Raw genomic sequence first — 22843 nt, forward strand, 5'->3', positions numbered from 1 at the left:
TTACTATCCAAAATGAATGCTTTGAGTATAATGTCCATAACCAAATCCATTGAAAATTGCCAGAACACCATTTTTAAGTTTTATATTTCCATTATCATATCTCAGGAATAACTGTTAGTTCCTTCTAATACTGTATACAATTCTCTTGCTTCTTCTTTCATATCTTCTTTTGACCTATAATCAGCTACTTAGTATGTTATAAATTATATATCCTAAAGTCTTTCCCTAAAACCTGTTCTTAGCATACTCTGGCATTTCCATTACTTCTACATAAGCAAACTAGCTTAGCAGAAGATATAGTTTTGCAGTTAACCTCCCAAATATTAATAACTCATTTATATCCTAGTATTCAAACTCATTTATAATATCATTTATATAATCATCTTTTAAATCTACACCAACCAATCCCATTGTATTTATAAACTTCCCTTTATTGTAAAGAGTTTCATCATCATAACCATTCCTACCATACCTAACATCTACGAAATTATCATAGAATTCCTTTTTAAAATCACTTGCCATATAATTAACTACTAAACCAAATGAAACAATCTCTCTGCCAAGAACATGCTGTTTTAAAAGACTGTAGACTTTTTCTGCTTCTTCTCTTTTGTTAAATTCCCCCTCTACAAACACATAATATTTCATATCAATATAAATCTTGTCTGCATACTTTTTAACTACATCCTCATAACTTAAGTCTTTAACATCATTAAAGTCAATTTTGTGATATTTAGAATTGAAATTAAATCCATATAATGAAGTTATATTTTCTCCATAAATTTCTTTCAGCAGCCTATTAAATTCCTCCTGTGCCGGTTCCCTCCATTTTGCATGAATATATCCATCATCAAAAACTCCAGGGTCACCTATCTGCCATCTAACCAAAAACTCATTTCCGGTTCATCCACCGGATAAGCTCTCGCATTGTAGACTCTATACCCAAATCCCTCATTCCCCGATAATACCGGTTCTTCTACCACAAATTCCTTATTGTACGTATTCTTCAAATACTCAGTCATTTTTTCCTTTACTTCTTTCTTGCTTATTCCGCCTGCAAGCAATACTACAAGTGTAAAAAGCATTAATAGAAATAATTTTATAGAGTAGCATTTATTCAATGTTGTCCACTCTTTACATATTATGATTTAATTGCATAAAAAAAGCATATATAAAATAAGCGATAAAAAAATTAAGTAATTTTATATTATTTCAGGATATCCCAAGACTTTAAGTCAATTAATAATTATTACACTAAAAAACCTTTTTGCGCATAAAAATAATACTTATAAGAAGCTTATAAGTATTATTTTTATATATAATGTATTTTTATTATCTACAGCTTATTTGATATCACAAATTATATTTCTTAAATATTTCGTAAACTCTTCATTAAGATCTTCTCTCTTTAAAGCGAACTCCACTGTTGCTTGTAAAAAACCAAGCTTGTTTCCAACATCATATCTTTTTCCGATAAAGTCATAGGCATACATAGCTTCCTGGCCAATCAAAGTTTTTAGCGCATCGGTCAATTGTATTTCTCCGCCTTTTCCTGGTTTTGCGTTCTCAAGACATTCAAATATTAGCGGTGTAATAATATATCTTCCCAAAATGGCAATATTTGATGGCGCATTCTCTTTGTCCGGCTTTTCAACAAGGTCTTTGACTTTATAAACTCTATTATCAACCTGTTTGCAACTTACAATTCCATATTTCGATACATCTTCTTCATCAACAGGCTGAACTCCTAATACTGTGGTTTTATACTCATTAAATACATCTATAAGTTGCTTAAGACATGGAACCTCTGAGTCCACTATATCGTCTCCGAGCAATACTGCAAAGGGCTCGTTACCAATAAAGGATTTTGCGCAATATATAGCATGTCCCAACCCTTTCGCTTCTTTCTGACGTATATAATGAATATTTGCAAGATTTGATATTCCTCTTACCAGTTCAAGGAGTTCTTCATCTCCCTTTTTTGCAAGTTCATGCTCAAGCTCATAGGACTTATCGAAATGGTCTTCAATTGCCCTCTTGTTTCTACCAGATATAATGATTATGTCTTCAATACCGGAATTAATCGCTTCTTCGACTATGTACTGAATTGTTGGCTTATCGACTATGGGTAACATTTCCTTTGGCTGAGCTTTTGTTGCAGGTAAAAATCTTGTTCCCAGGCCTGCTGCTGGAATTATTGCCTTACGTACTTTCAAGTTGCTACACCCCTTTTCTTTTTATAGAAACGCATCAGGTTAGGCGTTTCGGAAAATCTGGTTAATTATTTTATGTCCAACAAAATCTTTTTCTGAAACGCAAATTGGCCAGTTATTTCTTAGAAATCCCTTATATATTAATTCTATCAGAATCAAGCAATTTTTCCAACATCTTTTCCCATGTTTATTAGTTTTTCTAAATATTTGCCGCATTTTAAAATTATTTATTCCTAAAAGCTTTGCTGAATATATTTATCTTTATAAAAAATAATATGTAAAGATACTGTATGCACTTGCAGCAAACACAATGACATTAATTTATCCACAATATAGATAATTAATAAAATTTACCGGAAAGGAGATGATACTTTGAAGCAAGTTAAAAAAAAATATTATTCGTTTATAAACTGGATAATACCATTGGCTAAAGACTTATATTTTCGATTTAATGATGATGATGTTCCTGCTTTAGCTTCCCAGCTTGCTTATTATTTTATTCTTGCCCTTTTCCCCTTTTTGATATTTCTCATTAATCTTATCAGTTTTACTCCTATAACAAGTGAACAAGCCTTAAATGATTTGTCAAAAGTCATTCCTAATATTGCATATGATATTATAAAAAAGGTAATTGACCAGACCTCCCATGCCAATAGGCAAACTTTTTTGTCCTTCAGTATGGTCGCTGCGCTTTGGGCGGCTTCAAACGGAATGAATGCAGTGATAAAAAGTTTAAATAAAGCATATGATAGGCACGAAACACGTTCTCTCTGGAAAGTACGCCTATTATCCATAATTGCAACCATAGCTTTTGCTTTTACCATTATTTTATCCTTTTTTCTTCTCATTTTAGGGGAAGTAATCGGAAAAAGTATTTTTGTTTTTTTAGGTCTTTCCAATAGTTTTAAAACCCTTTGGTCATGTATTCGTTTTATGAGCCCGGCTGCAATAATGATTATTGTCTTCGCCTTGCTATATAGGTATATGCCCAACCGACGCATGAAATATTCCGAAGTACTTGCCGGTTCAATCTTTTCTACTGTTGGCTGGCTTATTATATCAGTTTTGTTCTCTATTTATGTAAACAATTTCTCAAATTATGCCAACACTTACGGTAGCATAGGCGGTATAATTTTACTGATTATCTGGCTATATTGGATAAGTATAATAATACTTTTAGGAGGTGAATTAAATGCAGCATTGGCTTATAACCGAGCAAAACGCAAAAATAAAACGTCATAATTAAATTCACCATAAAAAAAACAAGCTACGGTAAAATTCCAATAGCTTGTTTCGTTAGATTTCCATTTCATATTTATTTTTCAAAATTATTAGTCAGCTGTATATGGGAGCAATGCTATATGTCTTGCTCTCTTTATAGCAACAGTCAATTGGCGTTGATGTTTTGCACAGTTTCCCGATATTCTTCTGGGTAATATTTTACCTCTTTCCGATATATATTTCTTAAGTCTTGCTACATCTTTATAATCTATATTGGCAACTTTCTCTACACAAAAAGCACATATTTTTTTCTTTGCTCTTCTTACTCTTGCAGTTGCTTTTGCATCGGCTTTATCATAATTTTCCTTACCATTTTTCTCTTTTTTCGAATTCGCCATAACAAACGCCTCCTTTCTTCCAACATCAACTATAAACCTTCGTCATTTGCAGCATAACCCATTAAAACGGTAATTCATCATCTTCTTCCAAAGGATAAAATCCGTCAGCCGGCTCAGCCAATTGCGGGTCTTGCACTTTATCAGCTATATCGCTTTTCTTGCTGTCGGCAAAATACACTTCATTAGCTACTACTTCCGTTGTATAACGTTTTTTACCTTCATTATCATCCCAAGACCTAACCTGTATTCTGCCCACTACTGCAACTTGAAGGCCTTTTGTAAAATACTTGGAGCAAAACTCAGCCTGTTTGTCCCATACAACGATAGGAATAAAATCAGCCTGTCTTTCTTCTCCTTGCTTTGCAAACCCTCTATTGACTGCCAGCGTAAAACTGCATACAGCCAAATTATTGCTGGTATACCTTAATTCGGGATCTCGTGTTAATCTTCCCATCAAAATAACCTTATTCATAAATTCACCTTATTTATCCTTTTTAATAATGATATTTTTTATGATTCCATCGGTTATCTTATACATTCTTTCAAGTTCATGTGGGAAATTAGGTTCAGAACTGAAATTTACCAGCACATAGTATCCTTCATTATGATACTTTATTGGATATGCTAGTTTCCTTTTACCCCACTCGTCAATGCTTTCCAATTGACCATGAGATTCAATAACGCCCTTAATTTTTTCAACAATAGCTTTTGTATCGTCTTCACTAACTTCTGGGCTGATTATAAAAATTGACTCATATTTATTTACCATAATTACTTCACCTCCTCCCGGACTACGGCCCTGTTTTGCTAACAGAGCAAGGAATCACAACGAAGTATTTTATCATATATTTTAAATTTTTACAAGTGTATTTTTTCCTATATACATTCTTTCCCTTAACCATCTTTTTTATTATTTAATTTAGTATGTGAAACAATATCGATCTATTGTTAATATGTTTCATAAAATTAATAATTTATTACATATTGACAAAATAGTTTTCAAAAATCTCATTGTATGATATTATATATATATAAGTTAATCAGATAAAGGCCAGTGGACATGTGTTAGTCTATTCTTCACAAAGTGATACTTGCATATATTGCACCTACTTTTACTGTATTTTTATTGGTTAAATCAAATTGCCAAGTCAAAGCTTACAGTAATGTGCAATTTCATGTTGTTGTTTGGACTTTATTCCCACTAAACGTTACATCCTCTGGAAAGGGTGAAAAATATTGTTTAAAAGATCACCTGTAAAAAAGAACATAAATCCATTTTGCCTTATATTCGTATCACTTACTTGCAGTTTAGCCCTAGCTCTGCCTACATATACAATTTTTCATTGGTATAATAATCTTGAACATCCAATAAAAGCACATATCGGCCTTATCGAATTTACTACTGCTTTTAGTGTAGCTCTGTATATTGTTATTTTTTTCGTTTCCGGAATTCTTTTTAACAAGCTCTCTCAGCAGCATTCTGAAGCTAGAGAATTGAAAAATTTTAAGAATTTTACTGATATACTTCATCGTGCCACATCTGAAGTAGAAGTTTACGAAACTTTGTATAATTATATACGAAATATGCATTTAGCCAATCAAATAACTATTTTTTATAGGAATGACCGATCGTCCACTGATTTTTTATGGCAAAGAATTACTAATGAAAGAATGCCACTTTGTACAATGGAACCTAGAAATTGCCCTCTTATAAAATATGGACGTGAATGCAGCGTAAAAAATATAGCTACAGATATTACTTGTGCATATCAACTTACTGAACATAAAACCGGTAGTTATATTTGTTTACCCATAACTATCGGTAATCAGACATTAGGAATTTTACAGCTATATTCCAAATCAAAATACTTTTTTGACGATCTCATTGTCTCAAAAGTAAAATCCTATATAGAAGTAGCAAAACCTATAATATCAAGTAAACGGGCTATGCAGCAGTTAAATAAGAAAGCTTATACGGACAAGCTTACTAAATTATACAATAGAAATTTCCTTGAAACATATTTGGAAAATCAAATTGAAGCTACAAATTTATCGAATGAGTGTCTGAGCGTTATTATGATGGATATAGACCATTTCAAGGGTGTAAATGATAAATATGGACATGCAGCTGGCGATGCTGTGTTAGTGGTGTTCGCACAGGTTATTTTGCGCTGTATTAGAAAAACTGACCTTGTTGCAAGGTATGGCGGAGAAGAATTTATTGCAATTCTGCCTGCTACCGATACAAAAACAGCTGTTGGAATAGCTGAACGTATAAGAGAAACCATTGCTGTAGAACCTATGCCCAAATTAAACGATACTGTATTGCCGCCTATAACCTGCAGTCTTGGTGTAGCGACATATCCTATTCATGCAGATAACAAAAATAATATTATAAAAGTTGCTGATATTGCTTTATACAAAGCAAAACAAGGCGGCAGAAACCGGGTAGAAGTTTATAATAGTGACTTGGATTTAAATACTCTTATGAAAGAATAGCAGAATATAAAATTATTTATATTCCGCTATTCTTTATTTTTTTGCTACCACTTTTTTAAAGTTGAGATCTATATTCATCTTGTGCCAGATTTACGCCATCAATGCTTTTTTCTTTTTTATCTTCTAATTTGTCAATTCCTTTATGTCAATAATTTTAGCCTTTGTATCGCCAAATACGTTATCTTTCAGTATTACCATTCTCTTGTTTCCTATTTTCTATTTTATTATTTTCCGTTTTTTCAGCTTTAGGCTTATCATCTTTTGCTTTCGGTTGATTGCTTTCCGGTTTATTGTCTTTCAGCTCATTATTCTTTGGATGACTGTCCTCCAGTTTATCAGGTTTCGGTTCGATGTCATTCGGTTTATTGGCTTCTGGCGGACTGTCTTTAGGGGCTATATTTTTTTGAGGTTTATCTCCTTCCTTTTTTTCCTTAAGCTTAGTATCTAAAGGAGTTTTAGGTTTATGATTTATTTCATTGGATTTTGTCTCCTTTTCTATCCTGTCTTTCGGTTCGGGAACTTTTTGTACTTTATCTTTTTCATGTGAATCTTTTGCAATAATATCTTTCTCTTTTGACTTTTTAGGCTCGTTAGCCTTTGCTTTATCCTTAGGTTCAGGAATATTATGCTCTCCGGGCTTTTCAGGGATATCTTTTTTTGCTTGATGTTTAATGGAAGAAAGAATATCTTTAACCGGTTTTTTCTTATATTCATCTATCTCAATATCGGGCTTTTTTTCTTTTAATTTTTCAATAAGCACCAATTTTCCAGGAGATATACCTAGTTCTTTTGCATTATTACGCTCAGCAAGAGTAACCTTCTCGGTTACTACTTCCGATTGAACTTTATCCTGTTCCAAAGTAACATTAGCAGCGTTCACCAATTCTTTCTGAATATTTGATAGTTTATCGTAATTCTTACCAGAGACAGTTATCAGTACAGCGTTTTCATTACTTTCTCCTAAAAATCCTTCTTGAACAGCTGCTTTTAAAGATTCTTCAATAACTTTATCAATTTTTAAATGCTTATAGTTATATTTTTTCAATAGTTCCTTTCCATCATTATTAAGTCCTTCAGCATCTAAAACCATATTAAATATATTAACAGTAAATTCCACACTGGGATTTATATCTATGTTTATATAGTTATATGGCATGTTATAGGCATATATTCCTAAACCTATACTTAATACCAGCAAGAATCCAGCAGCAATTGATACAACTTTCGATAATGCTTTGAAATTACAGTTTACTACTTTAGAAGCCAGGTCAATTTCCTGACCTATAATTAATTTACCGTTGTTTTTAACTCTTATAAACTCGCCTTTTCTGCTTAATACAACAGCATATTTATCATTTAAATCAACTATTAACCCTTTCACATTCTCACTCCCAGCTTATGTAATCCCTGATAAATTCATAATCACCGGTGCAAATTACTATCGCTGCTAATATATATTTTCGACCTCTATCGATTTTTTTACGGGGTATTTTAAGGCATTTTTCAATTTGAGTAACAGGTAAAGCCTTTTTTTCTTTTATTTGACTTAGTAATTCCGGATCAGAAAGCAAAAACTTAATAACTTGAGAATATATCCTGCGGGTTTTTTTATGCTTGGGAGATACATCCGGAAGTTCAAAAAAGGATATCCCCCATTCCTTTAATTCTTCTTTCAATTGCTCAATTTCAAACCTTCTATATTGGCTAATTTCTTTAGTTAAATATTCATCAAAAGCTTTCTCTGCAGTCTGGTCGGAATCTTCTTCATCCTCTTCATCATTGTGCTGTTTTAAAAAAACAACATTATTATATTTGCTCTCCTTACGATAGTAGTCAATTATTCTTCTTTTAATAACATTCTGCGCAAAAGAAAGAAAATTCCCTCTGGAGCTATCAAAAGCTTTTATGGCCTCCGAAAAAGCAATTAAAGCAATACTCAGTTCATCATCCTGACCATAAACAACATAGCGTCCAACAATCTTTTCGACACAGGAAGCAATAAAAGGTTTATACTCTTCAATAAACTTATTGATTCCATATTCATCATTCTTAATGCTTTCAACTCTCTCATTGATAGTAAGCGAATTCATTATTTCCTCCGCCAAAGTATTATTTTTTGACCTGATTTACAAAAAAACTATTGACTTGTTTCTATAGAAGAGAAAAGTCAATAAATTTCAGGGATCATCCAATTATTATATTTAATACCTTGATTATACCATGTAATAACGCTGGCTTCAATTAAAGCAGTAATACCATTAATGCAAACAATTCAGCCAGACCTTCCGCCATATTAGATTATGCAATGCCTGGTCTTATCTATCTTTTAGCCAAACAAACTTTACATACCAAGACGTATATGGTATAATTGACCAGTATCAAATTTATAAAAATTTTACAAGGAAAATAAATTATATACTGAGGTTTGTCATGGAAAAAGAAAAATTTTCAAAAGATACTTTATTAATTATGCTAAAAGGATTTATAATAGGTTCGTCCATGAGTGTGCCGGGAGTAAGCGGCGGAACTATGGCTATCCTGTTGGGTATTTATGACAGGCTTATAAGTTCTGTAAGTCGTTTTCTAAAAGATATCAAAGGAAATATCATATTCCTCATGAAAGTCTGTATAGGAGCAGGAATAGGTATTTTCACACTTTCAAATGTAATAAAGAAATTACTGGAGGTTGCTCCCATACCTATTTCGTTTTTCTTTTTAGGTGCTGTAATAGGTGGAGTTCCGGCTTTATATAGTAAAACTAAAACGATGGATTCCAAGTTAAAATTTTCGTCGATAATTTATTTCCTTTTAGGATTAGCTATAGTTATTTCAATTGGATTTATTCCTACAGGAACAATAAGTGTTACTTCCGGCTCGGGATTGCTGCATTATTTGATGTTATTTGTTACAGGAATTATCATTGCATTGGCATTAGTACTTCCAGGTATCAGTACATCGCATATGCTGTTGGTTCTCGGTATGTACGATTCGATGCTTGAAGCTATCAGTACTTTTGATTTGGTTTATATAGGAATACTAGGAATTTTAACTGTTATCGGAATATTCTTAATTACAAGGCCTATTGAGTGGACGATGAATAAATTCCCTCGTCAGACCTATTGTGTTGTTATCGGTTTTGTTATCGGTTCTACTTGGGAGATATTTAATGATAAAATCTTTCCTGCAATTCCAGCTGGTGCAAATTTTTCATGGTGGGTTATAACAACTATTGTTTCTATAATAACCTTTGTTCTTGGATTTACTGGGATTATGGCATTATCAAAATTTTCAAACGATTAATATTAAGTTGCATATAAAATCATTTTTTAAATATCATAAAATACTTTATTGATTTGATAATTATTTTGAATCCTCTTAAAAAAATTGCCTAACTTGATTAGGCAATTTTTTAATATTAATATTCAATTTTTATCTCAAACTTGTCAAACTTTACACTTTCTATAAATTGATCTCTTGTAAAAAAAGTCTTCTGGAATCTTGCAAACTCGGTAGTATTCCTTTTAAGCCAAAGGGGTGCCGAAATATCCAGTTCTTTACACAAAGCTATAAAGTTTGTCTCTAAAAGATCCCTGAAGGATAAATCTTTATCCTTCTTTTCCACCACTTTTTCATTAACAATAGTTGTTCCATCTATTAGCTTCCCGATTAATTTCAAATTTATCTTCCTTTTTTAGTATTTTTAACCCAAAAACGCAACTTAACTCCATCAAAACTTAAAACTAAAATCAATAAGTTATTCCTGCAACTCCCTATGCTTTAGAAGCTTATATTCTATAGAGTCCACCAGTGCATACCAGCTTGCTTCTATAATATCTGTAGAAACTCCTATAGTTGTCCAGACTTCTTCCGAATCGGTTGACTCAATTAATACCCTTACCTTTGAAGCAGTTGCTGCCTTTGAATCTAAGACTCTTACCTTGTAGTCGGTAAGTTTCATTTCCATAATCTCCGGATAGAATTTCACCAATGCTTTTCTCAGGGCCTTATCAAGGGCATTTACCGGACCGTCTCCTTCATCGGCGGTAATCTCTTCCTGATCTCCTACTTTAATTTTAATCATTGCCGAAGAGTTGGCAGTAGTAACAGAAGGCTCATTGACAACAACCTTAAACTCACAAAGTTCAAAGAAAGATTTATACTTACCTAATATTTTTCTTATTATAAGTTCAAAAGAACTTTCTGCACCTTCATATTGATAGCCCTTGTATTCCATCTCCTTGAGCTTCTCAATAATCAGCTTTGTTTCAGGAGAATCCTTTGTGATTGTATTGTCAATTTGATTAATCATATTTAATACAGCACTTCTGCCTGCCACCTCAGACATCAAAAATACTCTTTGGTTTCCAACCAATTCGGGATCTATATGCTCATAAGCAGTAGTATTCTTGTGAACAGCATCGGCATGCATTCCAGCTTTGTGAGCAAAGGAGTTCTTTCCCACATAAGGCGCTCTCTCATCGTGAAGCACATTCGCAACCTCACTTGCATACCTGGCAATTGCAGTAAGGTTTTTCATATTTTCTCCAGGAATGCATGAATATCCAAGTTTCAACTGGAGGTTAGGTATAATTGTACACAAATTAGCATTCCCGCTTCTCTCTCCAAATCCGTTCAATGTCCCCTGGACTTGTTTTGCTCCCGCCTGAACAGCCATGATAGAGTTTGCCACTGCCATACCTGTGTCATTATGGCAGTGTATGCCTATATCCACTTTAAACTCATTGACAACTCTCTGGGTTATCTCGAACACCTCATTAGGAAAGCTTCCCCCATTGGTATCACAAAGACAAATGCAATCTGCTCCTGCATCACATGCTGCTTTAAGTGTCTTTATTGCATACTCGGGATTTGCTTTATATCCATCAAAAAAGTGTTCTGCATCAAATACAACCTCTTTATTTCTACTCTTGAAAAAAGACACCGTATCATAAATCATTTTTAAATTCTCATCCAGAGTAGTCTTCAATATTTCAGTGACATGAAAGTCCCAACTCTTTCCAAATATTGCAACCGCGGGAGTGTCAGCCTTTAGCAGTGATTTAACATTAGCATCCTCTTCAACAGAAATATTAACCCTTCTTGTGCTTCCAAAAGCTATAACTTTAGCATTTTTGAGGCTCGTGTTTTTTATTCTTTCGAAAAATTCCAAATCTTTCGGATTAGAGCCGGGATTGCCTGCTTCTATATAGTCTACACCAAGTTTATCAAGTTTTTTGACAAGTCTGATTTTATCTTCAACACTAAAGGAAATACCTTGCGCTTGAGCTCCATCCCTTAATGTTGAATCGTAAATAATTACTTTTTTCATAGCTCACTTCTCCCCACGCAATAGCTTTAATACAATTAAACACTAACTACGGTTGATTTTTTAAAATCAAAATTTCGAAACCCTATTTTACTTCTCCTATTTCACTTATTGCTCTATTTATTGCATTTAAATACGCTCTTACACCAGCTTCAATAATATCAGTACTTACTCCTCTTCCGACAAAAAGCTTGCCGTCCTTTGACACTCTGACAGTAACCTCTCCTAAAGCGTCTTTTCCTTCCGTTACCGCTCTCAAACTGTAATCTTCAAGAGTAAAGCTCATTCCCACAGCTCTTTCTATTGCGTTAAAGGCAGCATCTACCGGACCATCACCAGTAGCAGCTTCTGTAATAATGTTATCATTTCTCTTAAGACTAACTGTTGAAGTTGCCACGCTCTTATTGCCGCTTGTTATCTGGAAGCTTTCAAGTTCATATATTTCAGGTACTTCAGATACTTTTTCCTCAATAAGTGCTTCAATATCCTTGTCTAAAACCACCTTTTTCTTATCTGCCAAGCTCTTGAACTTTTCAAATGCCTTTTGAATTGCTTCCGGTGTAAGAGTTGTATAGCCCATTTCTTTTAGCCTTTCTTCAAAGGCATGTCGTCCCGAAAGCTTGCCTAACACCATTCTGTTTTGTGATAATCCTATGGACTCAGGTTTCATTATCTCATAAGTACTCTTTTCAGACAATACCCCATGTTGATGAATTCCCGACTCATGAGCAAAAGCATTTGCTCCTACAATTGCTTTGTTAGGCTGAACAGTAATACCGGTGAGACTGCTTACCAGTTTACTCGTCCTATATATCTGCCTTGTATCAATCTTATGCCCAATTTTGTAAAAATCCTTTCTGGTGTCAATACCCATTATTATTTCTTCTAAAGCAGCATTTCCTGCCCTCTCACCCAAACCGTTTATGGTACACTCAACTTGTGTAGCACCGTTCATTACTGCCGCAAGAGAATTTGCTACCGCTAAACCTAAATCATTATGGCAGTGAACACTTATATCAACTTTATCAATATTGCTTACTTTTTCTTTAATTGTACGAATCATATTTCCAAACTCTGCTGGTGTGGTATATCCAACAGTATCAGGTATGTTTATTACCGTCGCGCCGGCTTTTATTACCTCTTCAATCACTTTTATCAAAAACTCTATTCTTGTTCTGCTGGCATCTTCTGCAGAGAACTCCACATCGGAACAGTATTTCTTTGCATATTTTACCATCGCAATAGCTCTTTCCAAAACTTCATCTTCAGTCATTTTCAGTTTATATTTTAAATGAATGTCCGATGTTGCAATAAAGGTATGAATTCTAGGGCTCTCAGCTCCCTTTACAGCTTCCCATGCCCTGTCTATATCTTTTTCAACAGCTCTGGCAAGACTGGCAACAGTAGCATTTTTTATATTTTCTGAAACAGCTTTAACAGCTTCAAAGTCTCCCGGAGATGCAATGGCAAATCCAGCTTCTATAACATCTACGCCCAGTTTTTCCAATTGTCGTGCAATTTCCAGCTTCTCTTGTATGTTTAAATTGACTCCAGGTGTTTGTTCTCCATCTCTTAATGTCGTATCGAATATTTTTATTCTACTAGACATAATTTGACCCTCCCATTTCCTAGACCATTCTCATATTTACAAATATATCTATATAATTTTATACCAACAAAATCATAAACTTTAATATATAATAGGTGGTTGGAAAAATGGGAATTCCCATATTTTCCATACCTTTTTACCTATTATGTATATAAATTCAACAGCTCAACTTCTATTCTTAGTTTAATACTGTTATTTCTTGAGCCAGCTCATCATTTTTCTTAATTCTGCTCCAACTTTTTCTACCTGGTGTTCTGCCTCATTTCTTCTCATAGCAAGGAAATTCGCTCTTCCACCAGATTTGTTTTCTGTAATCCAGTTGGAAGCAAACTTACCGTCTTGAATCTCTTGCAGCACTTTTCTCATTTCTTTTCTTGTTTCCTCAGTTATAATTCTTTTACCTGTTACATAATCACCGTACTCGGCAGTATCACTTATAGAATACCTCATGTAGGAGAATCCGCCCTGATTTATCAAATCAACAATAAGCTTCATTTCATGTACACATTCAAAGTATGCAATTTCCGGCTGATATCCTGCATTTACGAGAGTTTCAAATCCAGCCTTCATAAGCTCTGTAACTCCACCACACAGCACTGCCTGTTCACCGAAAAGGTCTGTTTCTGTTTCTTCCTTAAATGTAGTTTCAAGTATTCCTGCTCTTCCTGCTCCTATTCCTGCAGCATAAGCCAAAGCATATTCCTTGGCTTTTCCTGTCTCATTCTGGTATACTGCTATAAGTGCAGGTACTCCTTTTCCTTCCTTATACTGGCTTCTTACTGTGTGACCCGGTCCTTTAGGTGCAACCATAACAACGTCAACACCCTTAGGAGGAATTATCTGATTGAAATGAATATTGAAACCATGGGCAAACATCAATACATTGCCTTCTTTTAGATTTGGCTTTATGCTCTCTTCATATATATCCTTCTGTACCTGGTCAGGTGCCAATATCATAATCAGATCGCCAATTTTGGCTGCTTCATCAGTGTCAACAACTTTCAATCCATCGTCAATTACCTGCTGTCTTCTTGGTGAATTGGGTTGAAGACCTACAACTACGTTTACACCGCTATCGTGCAAATTTTGTGCGTGAGCATGCCCCTGACTTCCATAACCAATAATAGCTACTGTCTTACCCCTCAACAATCCTAAATCGCAATCATTATCATAATAAATCTTAGCCATTTAAAAATTCACTCCTTATCATTATTTTTAGCTTTTATATATTTATTGCCTCTTTCAATAGCAATTGTACCTGTTCTAACAATTTCTTTTATACCAAATTGCCTGAGCATATTTTCAAGGGCTGTAACCTTATCGGTATCCCCCGATATCTCAATAGTCAGTGTATCTTTTGAAACATCAACTATATTTGCCCTAAATATCTCAACAATCTGTATAATTTCAGATCTTGTTGAGGCATCTGCATTCACTTTAATAAGTGCAAGCTCCCTGCTTACCGAATCACTTTTATCAAGTTTCTTAATCTTAATAACATCAATGAGTTTGTTAAGTTGCTTACTCACCTGTTCAACAACATATTCATCCCCATTGACCACAATAGTTATTCTTGACACCTCGGGATCTTCAGTGACTCCAACAGCCAAACTGTCAATATTAAATCCCCTTCTGCTAAACAATCCGGCTACTCTTGACAATACTCCAGGTTGATTTTCCACCAGTACCGATAAAGTATGCTTTCCCATATCTCTACCTCCCTTTAAGGACTTTATATCAAAATGATATTTTTCGATAATTACCGTTCGCCACTTTTTTAAAGCGTAGATTCTTCAGGATCAACTATGCATTCAAGCAAGTATGGGTTATCATCCTCAAGCATCTTCTCTAATGCCTTCTTAACATCCTTATTGCTTGATATCCTTTGTCCCTCAAAACCATAGGCTTTGAATATAGCCAGGAAATCAGGGTTTTCATCCAGGAAAACTTGGGTATAGCGGCCGCTATGCCTGTTTTTTTGAAGTTCTCTAACCATACCAAGACGATAGTTATTAAAAATTAACACTTTTACTCCGATTTTATTTTGCTTTATAGTTCCCAGTTCCTGCATTGACATTTGGAAACTTCCGTCACCGCCAATGCATATAACCTTAGAGCCAGGGCAAGCAACTTTTGCACCTACTGCAGCCGGTAGTCCATACCCCATAGTTCCCATTCCGCCTGATGTTATAAAACTTCCAGGTCTTCTAACCCCAAAGTTGTTCGCAACCCATATCTGGTTCTGTCCCACTTCAGTTGTAACAATAGTATCAGCATCAACTACTTCTGTTAAAACCGACAGAAGATATTTAGGATTAACATAATCGGAGTTATAATCGGGATTCATCTTTATCGAATGTTCCTCTTTCTTCTTTTTCAATTCTTCAACCCAATCATCCGATTCTCCCTTACTTACAACCGCATTAAGCTCATTCAATATTTGCTTTAAGTCTCCTACTACCGGTATGGAAACTTCTATGTTTTTGCCTATTTCAGCAGGATCTATATCAATATGCACAATTTTCGCTTTTTTAGCAATCTGGTTTGGCTTGCTCATAGCCCTGTCACCAACTCTCGCTCCCAAAATAATCAACAAGTCTGTATTATTTATTGCGTAGTTAGCAACATAAACACCGTGAGTACCCAGCATTCCTACATTTAATTCATGATCGGATGGTAATGCACCTATACCCATAAGCGTAGGTGTAACCGGAATACGGCACTTCTCTGCTAAAGTCAAAAGCTCTTCTGCAGCACCGGAACGGATTATCCCTCCACCCGCACATATTACAGGTTTTTTTGCTTTGGCTATAGCATCAGCAATCCTTTTTATTTGAAGAGAATGACCTTTTAAATTAGGCTTGTAGCCCCTAATGTCAACACTCTTAGGATAATCAAACTCAATTTCTTTATTTTGGATATCTACCGGTACGTCTATCAGTACAGGACCGGGTCTTCCGGTAGAAGCTATATAAAAAGCTTCTTTTATCACCCTCGGTAAATCCTTTGCATTTTTAACAAGATAGCTATGTTTTACAAAAGGTGCCGTTGCACCGGTTATATCAGCTTCCTGAAAAACATCCCGTCCAATCAAATCCGACGATACCTGCCCTGTAATTGCCACTATAGGGATGGAATCCATATATGCCGTAGCAATACCGGTAATGAGATTCGTCGCTCCGGGTCCTGATGTAACAACACAGACTCCAACTTTGCCGGAAGCACGGGCATATCCATTTGCCGCATGAGCGGCTCCCTGTTCATGTCGGGTTAAAATATGACGTATTTGTGAGTCGATCAAAGCATCATAAAACGGACAAATAGCAGCTCCAGGGTAACCAAATATAACTTCTACCCCTTCATTTTCCAAAGCTTTTACAATTGCTTGTGCTCCTGTTATCTTCATAATATTGCACCCCTTTGCTATCTGTTCCCCAAAACTTGCTCTTTCGAAATCTTCAATTCTTATATTTTATCTTCCACAGCAGCATTAATACTTCGATAAACCTATAACCTCTGCTATTTTTTCAAAACCCATTGTAAAAGAAACTTCAATCAAAAAACCCTTCGCCTCCGCAAATTAGCTTGCAGGGACGAAGGGTATAATCCTACGTGGTACCACCCTGATTCGACATATATAATGCCCTCAGGTACATATATAAAATATGTACAGACTATAACGTAGTCAACGTCGTCACCTACTCCCATTTCAGCAACGAAGCTCCGGAACGAGTTATACATGCATATCATGCGCTGATTCGCACCAACCATCAGCTCTCTTGTGCAATCCTATGCATCTTTTTTCCATCATAGCTTTTTTGCTTATATCAAAATATAGTTAATGATTAGTTTAACACCTTCTCTATATATTGTCAATACCATTTTTCATTTTTTATTGATTAATGCATTTCGCTTAAAGAACTCTTCCCATTAAAAAGGCAAGTGTATAAAATCCGAGTAACAACGTTGACGAATAGGTAAGTATAACATCCACTTCTTTTCTTCTCGCAAGGACAGAAAGACTAATATAAATCGGTGCTAAAGACAGAATATATCGTGCCCCGCTAAGCAGGAATGAAGGTGAAAAAGATATCAGCAAAAACACTAACATATAAGCACTATAGGAAATACGAAGTCTTCCTATGGAATAAAAAATAAGAAAGATCACCAATAAAAATGACAAAATAAACGGTATCCAGTAGGTCAATCTAAAGGTATCCTCCGGTGATATGGCCGACTGGGTAATCCGTTTTATGTTCTTAAAAACATTACCGAAACTATTGCCGAAGTATTTATTCTGATATACTAAAAATTCATTCCAATTGCCAAACAATATTTCATTTATCATAAAATAAACCAAAGTACCTAAAGGAATCATAAGTATATAAATTCCCTTTGCAAAAAAGCTCTTTAATATATTTTTTAAATTCTTTTTTCTCAATTCATCAAAAACCTGGTTGGAAATCACGTATTCCATTGCTGCCGGAATAACCAGAATAATTCCCTGATTCTTGGTAAGTGCTGCAAGAAATCCGCAAATTCCAGCTAAAAACCATTTATTTTTTCTCATGTAGTATAAGGCCATGATAGACAAAGCAACAAAGGTGCTCTCGGTATAGGCAATACCGAAGAAAAACGAAAAAGGATATATAAGCATATATTTTACAGATCTAAAAGCAGTCTCTTCATCAAAATCAATCTTGACCAGCTTGTATAAATAGTAACAACCCACTCCCAAACATAAGTTGGAAACAACTACGCCTGAAACCAAATAGTTTTTAAACATTACGGCTGCAATCCTTATTAAAAGAGGATAGAAAGGATAAAAAACAATAAGTTTTGCATTTTCTCCATCAGTACTGTAACCGTTCTGGGCCAAGTTAAGATAATGAATTGAATCCCATTTATTCCACATGGAATCAAAACTTTCTAAGAAACCGGTCTTTATGTCAAATGTCTGAATCCCATAAATATACCCTACAAAATAAATAATCAATCTTGATGCTATAGCTAATCCAAATATTTTAAAAAAAATACTTGCATTGTTTTTTTCTTTTATATCTTCAGGTATAATTTGTACAATACTTGCTTCTTTAAAAAACACACCAATTATCATAACAACTATGGATATCGTCGATAGAATCCCCAATACTTGAACAAATTCAGGACAAAAACTATTTTCATAAGTAACAAGACTATATATAAGAGCCGTCACTACTGTTATGATACTATTTATACAGGTAAGCTGTATTTTGGCCGGTAATAATTCTTTGTTCTTTCTGAACAGCACAAAAAAAGTACTCCCTGCATTTATAAAAAAAAATAAGGCCAAAAGAATATATTTCATTTGATTTCCCCTCGGTTACTACCCTTGATTTGCGGTATTAATATAATCAATTTTTCTTTGGTCTTTTAAAGATAAACAGCAAAGAAAAATTATCTGTTTATATTATATACTATATTTCTATGTTTTTCAACATTTTTCCACAAATTAAGTTCAGTACCATCCGATAATTAATCTGTACAGAGAGAAAGTTTAAAGTTCTTTATAAAAATAAGGCAAATAAAAAACTCTGAAATCAGAGTTTTGATAAATTCTAATATTGAACTTTATCTTCTTTATCCTTCCATTCAATAAATGCTTTAATACATGAGTCTCTTTCTATTTGTTCAAGGATAACCTTTTTATGCTCTGCCGTCCCTTTTATCACATCATAAATATATTTATCGTCAAATCCTATTCCTGCAGCATCATCCCTGGTACAGCCATAATAAACCTTTTTAATCTTGGCCCAATGAATTGCGGAAAGGCACATAGGACAAGGCTCACAGGAAGTATACAACTCACAATCAGAAAGATCAAACCTACCCAATTTTTTTGCTGCACACCTTATTGCAATCATTTCGGCATGGTCAGTGGGATCATTATTTTTAATAACTTCATTATGGGCTCTTGCAATTATTTGGTTATCCTTAACTATAACTGCTCCAAAGGGACCCCCATGACCTTTTTTTACACCATCCATTGCTTCTTGGGCAGCGATTTTCATAAACTGCTCATTTTCCCTCATAAGCACATCCTCTACTAACTTGATTATTTTAATAATGCTACAATTAATATTAACATAAATTTAATCAAAATAACATGAAAAAATTAACAACTATTCTATTGATAAGCAGAAATAATTATCATAAAACAGTCTCACTCTTATCTAAAAAAATCCTTTAATTCACAGAATTCTTCCCAAAATTCAAAAAGCCTCGCTGTAAAATTAGATAGAACGAGGCTCAGATTATTGACTCAAATTTTTAATTTAAACTATCTCGTAACAAGTCCATCTCTTTCTTTTACTCCCAGTTTCAATGGAATACTTCGGGTAGTTTCATCTTGACAAGTTATATTTATTATATCTCCCGGTTTTTTGGAATAAATGTATGTCCTAAGCTGCATCATTGTGTTTACTTCCTTTCCGTCTACCTCCTTTATTATACACCCTACACGCAGTCCGCTTTTAAAAGCAGGCCCATTTTCATCAATTTTTGCAATATAAACACCTTTATCCAATTTTTTGGTTGAATCAATGTACAGGACTACCTCTTTATCATATGCAAATACCCCTAAATAGGGTTCAACAAACTCACCGTTTTCTATAAATTGATTTATGATAGGAACTGCAATATTTATCGGAACAGCAAATCCGATACCTTCGGCACTAGTAACCTTTACTGTATTTATACCCACAACCTGTCCCTTTGAATTTATCAATGGACCTCCGCTGTTTCCCGGATTTATGCTGGCATCGGTCTGGATAAGGTCTTCCATATAATTTATACCGCCCTCTGTTTCAATTTCTATTGTCCTATTAAGAGCGCTTATTATACCGGATGTTACAGTTCTTTGGAACTGAAGCCCTAACGGATTTCCAATAGCTATTGCCGGCTCACCTACAACAAGCGCATTTGCGTCACCTAGCGGTATGGGCTGAAGTCCGGTAGCATTTACTTTAACAATTGCAAGGTCCAAAACCGGATCTGACCAAACTGTTGTTCCGTCTATATTTCTTCCATCTTCCAAAGATACTATAATCCTTTTATTCTTACCCCCTGCCACATGGTGATTGGTAAGAATATATCCATTAGTGCTTACAATTACCCCTGAACCTACACCCCAACTTTCTGTATTTCTGTCAAAAATTGAATTTCCATCCACCTTTAAAACCGATATACCGACAACTCCGGGCATCACCGATTTAACAATCTCCTGTATTGTATACTCTCGTTCAGTATTTTCTAATGTATTATTATTTTGTGCAGCATTACCCTGCGCAACATCATTAGGTTCAGGAGTTTGGGCATATGAAATCTGTCGTGGTACAGCATTTCTTTCTGTTCCTCCCACCCGAGGATCCTGTTCGATATCTCGCACAATATAATTTGAAGCAAAAAGAAACACCGGTATACCAATACCTAAAGAAACAGCCATTGAAATTAAAACTGACTTGATAACTTTTCTTTTTGCTTTGTTTCTGTCCTCAAACATATTATCATCCCTTTATAGTTTATATTTTTTATTATTTCAAAAAAACTATAAAAGGATTCACATGTGGGAATTTCCAAAAATAACTTTTTCAATATGTATATAACACAGTGGAATTTTAAAGTACCAAAATCAAGAATTATTGTTTGCATATGTAACAGAAATACATTAAACTCTCTCATAAAATTTAAATACTTAATATGATATGTTTAAGCATTCATTCACCAGCAACTGACTTGATAATCTTTTTTACACTTTTTTCAAACTTAGTCCTAGGTATCATAACTTGATGTTTGCAACCCAAGCACTTTATTTTAAAATCGGCTCCAACCCTAGTTACTTCCCATTCTTTACTGCCACAGGGATGCTGTTTTTTCAGTTCGACAATATCTCCGATAACAAACTTGTGTTCCATTTTACTGCCTCCTCCCATCACCATATACCAAAAGATAAAAAACAATATCTTTTATACTAGTATAATTTTGTCCAGTAATTAATTCAAGCCACAACGCATCTAATGTTCAAACACTTATGTAAGTTGTAAACCATTACAATTTCTATAACCAATCGCAGCTTACGCTAATACAATATAGTATACGTATATTTGTGAAAAGAAGGTGTTCACATGAAAATCCTCAAATTAGGCTCAAGAGGCCCGGATGTAAAATTGATTCAAAGTCTGCTCTCAAAAATAGGATATAATCCAGGCCCTATAGACGGAATTTATGGCCCTAAAACCCAGCAGGCAGTAATTGCATTTCAAAGAAACAACAATCTGTTGGCCAGCGGTATTGTTGAAGATTCAACCTGGCAGGCCTTTCAAGTACTGCTAAACGGTTATAGCATTTACTATGTCCAACGCGGCGATACTATATACAATATTGCACGTAAATTTTACACAACTGCCGAAGCAATTATCACTGCCAATCCACAAATAACCCCCAATTTAATATACATAGGTCAAAGATTGGTTGTACCCTATGGTATAGATATCGTATTTACCGACATCGATTATACTTACGATATCATGGAAAGAAATATCTTCGGTCTTAAGGCAAGATATCCTTTTTTAGAGATAGGAACCATAGGTAAAAGTGTCCTTGGAAGGAACCTATATTATTTACGTCTTGGCAGAGGAACAAGGGAAGTATCATATAATGCTGCCCATCACTCCCTTGAATGGATTACATCACCTCTTCTAATGAAATTTGCCGAAAATTTTCTTAAGGCTTATGCAACAGGAAAAACGATACGTGGCTATAATATCAGGGATATCTGGAATCAAAGCAGCATATATATAGTTCCAATGGTAAACCCTGATGGTGTAGACCTGGTTTTAAACGGCTTATCTCCTTCAAACCCATATTATAATAATCTGCTTCAATGGAACCAAACAGGCCAACCCTTTTCAGAGGTTTGGAATGCCAATATAAGGGGTGTTGACTTAAACCGCAACTATCCTGCCAGCTGGGAAGAAGCAAAAGCTCAGGAAGCTTCTTTAGGTATATATGGACCCGGTCCCACAAGATATGGTGGCCCAAGTCCTCTATCCGAACCGGAATCGTATGCCATGGTAAACTTTACAAGACAACATAACTTCAGGATGGTCCTTGCTTACCATTCTCAGGGCAAGGTGATATATTGGAACTATCTCAACCTTGCACCACAGGTGTCATTGACCATTGCCAACATATTCTCAAGAGTCAGCGGTTATGCCGTGGCTGATGTACCAATTGTGGCTGCCTACGCTGGTTATAAAGACTGGTTTATAAAAGAATACAGACGACCGGGCTTTACAATTGAGGTAGGGTTAGGCAAAAACCCTCTGCCCATATCTCAATTCAACACAATTTACAATGACAATGAAGAAATTTTGCTGCTTGCTCCTCTACTGTAAGAAAAAACTGTGAAAAGGCAGTATAAAAAGTCCATTAATAAAACAATGGACTTTTTTTGTTCAATTCTGTGATTTTAATTTTATTCTTAAATTTTAAAATATCACAAGTTGACAACCAAAAAATAATGTGATATATTTATAAC

The 22843-nt window shown here is 34.7% G+C and carries 22 protein-coding genes and 1 other annotated feature; of the genes, 4 read left to right on the plus strand and 18 right to left on the minus strand.

The window, feature by feature from the left end; translation table 11 throughout:
- Positions 1-342 precede the first annotated feature (342 nt).
- The 3 genes from CLOCL_RS20185 to galU form a co-directional block, all read right to left on the minus strand.
- A complete protein-coding gene (locus tag CLOCL_RS20185; protein ID WP_014257055.1) occupies positions 343-888 on the minus strand; it encodes a hypothetical protein in 546 nt (181 codons plus the stop codon).
- Complete coding sequence (locus tag CLOCL_RS20190; RefSeq protein ID WP_014257056.1) at positions 870-1121, minus strand: hypothetical protein; 252 nt, start codon at positions 1119-1121, stop codon at positions 870-872. Before CLOCL_RS20190 ends, CLOCL_RS20185 begins: the two co-directional genes overlap by 19 nt.
- Before the next feature lie 222 nt (positions 1122-1343).
- Positions 1344-2216, minus strand: a complete 873-nt coding sequence (gene galU / locus CLOCL_RS20195) for a UTP--glucose-1-phosphate uridylyltransferase GalU (protein WP_014257057.1) — start codon at positions 2214-2216, stop codon at positions 1344-1346.
- 369 nt (positions 2217-2585) lie between these two features.
- On the opposite strand from galU, the gene CLOCL_RS20200 reads away from it, so the two are divergent.
- Positions 2586-3455, plus strand: coding sequence for a YihY/virulence factor BrkB family protein (locus CLOCL_RS20200; protein WP_014257058.1), 870 nt, complete (start codon positions 2586-2588; stop codon positions 3453-3455).
- A gap of 89 nt (positions 3456-3544) precedes the next feature.
- Here CLOCL_RS20200 and rpsR read toward each other — a convergent pair whose 3' ends face one another.
- The 3 genes from rpsR to rpsF form a co-directional block, all read right to left on the minus strand.
- Positions 3545-3832 carry a 30S ribosomal protein S18 gene (gene rpsR, locus CLOCL_RS20205; protein ID WP_014257059.1) on the minus strand — a complete coding sequence of 96 codons (288 nt, stop codon included), beginning with the start codon at positions 3830-3832 and terminating at the stop codon, positions 3545-3547.
- 61 nt (positions 3833-3893) lie between these two features.
- A complete protein-coding gene (locus tag CLOCL_RS20210) occupies positions 3894-4304 on the minus strand; it encodes a single-stranded DNA-binding protein (RefSeq protein WP_014257060.1) in 411 nt (136 codons plus the stop codon).
- Between the two features lie 9 nt (positions 4305-4313).
- Positions 4314-4601 carry a 30S ribosomal protein S6 gene (rpsF, locus tag CLOCL_RS20215; RefSeq protein WP_014257061.1) on the minus strand — a complete coding sequence of 96 codons (288 nt, stop codon included), beginning with the start codon at positions 4599-4601 and terminating at the stop codon, positions 4314-4316.
- 467 nt (positions 4602-5068) lie between these two features.
- Here rpsF and CLOCL_RS20220 point away from each other — a divergent pair, with 467 nt between their 5' ends.
- Positions 5069-6331: a sensor domain-containing diguanylate cyclase gene (locus CLOCL_RS20220; protein WP_014257062.1), complete on the plus strand. Its 1263-nt coding sequence runs from the start codon at positions 5069-5071 to the stop codon at positions 6329-6331.
- A 178-nt stretch (positions 6332-6509) separates the two neighbouring features.
- Here the strand turns inward: CLOCL_RS20220 and CLOCL_RS20225 are convergent, their stop codons facing one another.
- On the minus strand, positions 6510-7712 hold the full coding sequence (locus CLOCL_RS20225; protein ID WP_014257063.1) for an anti-sigma factor domain-containing protein: 1203 nt from the start codon (positions 7710-7712) through the stop codon (positions 6510-6512).
- A 4-nt stretch (positions 7713-7716) separates the two neighbouring features.
- Complete coding sequence (gene sigI, locus CLOCL_RS20230) at positions 7717-8421, minus strand: RNA polymerase sigma factor SigI (RefSeq protein WP_014257064.1); 705 nt, start codon at positions 8419-8421, stop codon at positions 7717-7719.
- 340 nt (positions 8422-8761) lie between these two features.
- On the opposite strand from sigI, the gene CLOCL_RS20235 reads away from it, so the two are divergent.
- Positions 8762-9631: a DUF368 domain-containing protein gene (locus tag CLOCL_RS20235; RefSeq protein ID WP_014257065.1), complete on the plus strand. Its 870-nt coding sequence runs from the start codon at positions 8762-8764 to the stop codon at positions 9629-9631.
- Positions 9632-9746: 115 nt separating this feature from the next.
- Here CLOCL_RS20235 and CLOCL_RS20240 read toward each other — a convergent pair whose 3' ends face one another.
- From CLOCL_RS20240 to CLOCL_RS20285, 10 genes are all read right to left on the minus strand, one after another.
- Positions 9747-10007 (minus strand): hypothetical protein, encoded by a 261-nt coding sequence (locus CLOCL_RS20240; RefSeq protein WP_014257066.1) that lies wholly within the window; start codon positions 10005-10007, stop codon positions 9747-9749.
- A 78-nt stretch (positions 10008-10085) separates the two neighbouring features.
- Entirely contained in the window at positions 10086-11660 is a 1575-nt protein-coding gene (gene cimA / locus CLOCL_RS20245) for a citramalate synthase (RefSeq protein WP_014257067.1), read from the minus strand.
- Positions 11661-11742: 82 nt separating this feature from the next.
- Entirely contained in the window at positions 11743-13266 is a 1524-nt protein-coding gene (locus CLOCL_RS20250; protein ID WP_014257068.1) for a 2-isopropylmalate synthase, read from the minus strand.
- Between the two features lie 192 nt (positions 13267-13458).
- On the minus strand, positions 13459-14454 hold the full coding sequence (gene ilvC, locus CLOCL_RS20255) for a ketol-acid reductoisomerase (protein WP_014257069.1): 996 nt from the start codon (positions 14452-14454) through the stop codon (positions 13459-13461).
- Between the two features lie 8 nt (positions 14455-14462).
- A complete protein-coding gene (gene ilvN, locus CLOCL_RS20260) occupies positions 14463-14975 on the minus strand; it encodes an acetolactate synthase small subunit (RefSeq protein WP_014257070.1) in 513 nt (170 codons plus the stop codon).
- A gap of 68 nt (positions 14976-15043) precedes the next feature.
- On the minus strand, positions 15044-16672 hold the full coding sequence (gene ilvB / locus CLOCL_RS20265) for a biosynthetic-type acetolactate synthase large subunit (protein WP_014257071.1): 1629 nt from the start codon (positions 16670-16672) through the stop codon (positions 15044-15046).
- 180 nt (positions 16673-16852) lie between these two features.
- Positions 16853-17086, minus strand: a binding site (T-box leader).
- A gap of 93 nt (positions 17087-17179) precedes the next feature.
- Positions 17180-18556, minus strand: a complete 1377-nt coding sequence (locus CLOCL_RS20270; protein ID WP_245532821.1) for a glycosyltransferase family 39 protein — start codon at positions 18554-18556, stop codon at positions 17180-17182.
- A gap of 307 nt (positions 18557-18863) precedes the next feature.
- Positions 18864-19337 carry a nucleoside deaminase gene (locus CLOCL_RS20275; protein ID WP_014257074.1) on the minus strand — a complete coding sequence of 158 codons (474 nt, stop codon included), beginning with the start codon at positions 19335-19337 and terminating at the stop codon, positions 18864-18866.
- 248 nt (positions 19338-19585) lie between these two features.
- The gene (locus CLOCL_RS20280) at positions 19586-20806 is read right to left on the minus strand and encodes a S1C family serine protease (protein ID WP_014257075.1); all 1221 of its coding nucleotides are present in this window, start codon (positions 20804-20806) and stop codon (positions 19586-19588) included.
- Between the two features lie 214 nt (positions 20807-21020).
- Positions 21021-21218, minus strand: a complete 198-nt coding sequence (locus tag CLOCL_RS20285) for a DUF951 domain-containing protein (RefSeq protein ID WP_014257076.1) — start codon at positions 21216-21218, stop codon at positions 21021-21023.
- Between the two features lie 210 nt (positions 21219-21428).
- On the opposite strand from CLOCL_RS20285, the gene CLOCL_RS20290 reads away from it, so the two are divergent.
- Positions 21429-22700: a M14 family metallopeptidase gene (locus CLOCL_RS20290; RefSeq protein WP_014257077.1), complete on the plus strand. Its 1272-nt coding sequence runs from the start codon at positions 21429-21431 to the stop codon at positions 22698-22700.
- Positions 22701-22843: the final 143 nt, after the last annotated feature.

Source organism: Acetivibrio clariflavus DSM 19732 (assembly GCF_000237085.1).
In the GTDB taxonomy this organism is placed as follows: domain Bacteria; phylum Bacillota; class Clostridia; order Acetivibrionales; family Acetivibrionaceae; genus Acetivibrio; species Acetivibrio clariflavus.

What these genes read in the sequence shown, in the direction of transcription:
- CLOCL_RS20290 (WP_014257077.1), top strand. Translation starts at nt 21,429, where the DNA reads ATGAAAATCCTCAAATTAGGCTCAAGAGGCCCGGATGTAAAATTGATT.
- sigI (WP_014257064.1), bottom strand. Translation starts at nt 8,421, where the DNA reads ATGAATTCGCTTACTATCAATGAGAGAGTTGAAAGCATTAAGAATGAT.
- ilvC (WP_014257069.1), bottom strand. Translation starts at nt 14,454, where the DNA reads ATGGCTAAGATTTATTATGATAATGATTGCGATTTAGGATTGTTGAGG.
- CLOCL_RS20285 (WP_014257076.1), bottom strand. Translation starts at nt 21,218, where the DNA reads ATGGAACACAAGTTTGTTATCGGAGATATTGTCGAACTGAAAAAACAG.
- cimA (WP_014257067.1), bottom strand. Translation starts at nt 11,660, where the DNA reads ATGAAAAAAGTAATTATTTACGATTCAACATTAAGGGATGGAGCTCAA.
- CLOCL_RS20280 (WP_014257075.1), bottom strand. Translation starts at nt 20,806, where the DNA reads ATGTTTGAGGACAGAAACAAAGCAAAAAGAAAAGTTATCAAGTCAGTT.
- rpsR (WP_014257059.1), bottom strand. Translation starts at nt 3,832, where the DNA reads ATGGCGAATTCGAAAAAAGAGAAAAATGGTAAGGAAAATTATGATAAA.
- ilvB (WP_014257071.1), bottom strand. Translation starts at nt 16,672, where the DNA reads ATGAAGATAACAGGAGCACAAGCAATTGTAAAAGCTTTGGAAAATGAA.
- CLOCL_RS20250 (WP_014257068.1), bottom strand. Translation starts at nt 13,266, where the DNA reads ATGTCTAGTAGAATAAAAATATTCGATACGACATTAAGAGATGGAGAA.
- CLOCL_RS20210 (WP_014257060.1), bottom strand. Translation starts at nt 4,304, where the DNA reads ATGAATAAGGTTATTTTGATGGGAAGATTAACACGAGATCCCGAATTA.
- rpsF (WP_014257061.1), bottom strand. Translation starts at nt 4,601, where the DNA reads ATGGTAAATAAATATGAGTCAATTTTTATAATCAGCCCAGAAGTTAGT.
- CLOCL_RS20275 (WP_014257074.1), bottom strand. Translation starts at nt 19,337, where the DNA reads ATGAGGGAAAATGAGCAGTTTATGAAAATCGCTGCCCAAGAAGCAATG.
- CLOCL_RS20235 (WP_014257065.1), top strand. Translation starts at nt 8,762, where the DNA reads ATGGAAAAAGAAAAATTTTCAAAAGATACTTTATTAATTATGCTAAAA.
- ilvN (WP_014257070.1), bottom strand. Translation starts at nt 14,975, where the DNA reads ATGGGAAAGCATACTTTATCGGTACTGGTGGAAAATCAACCTGGAGTA.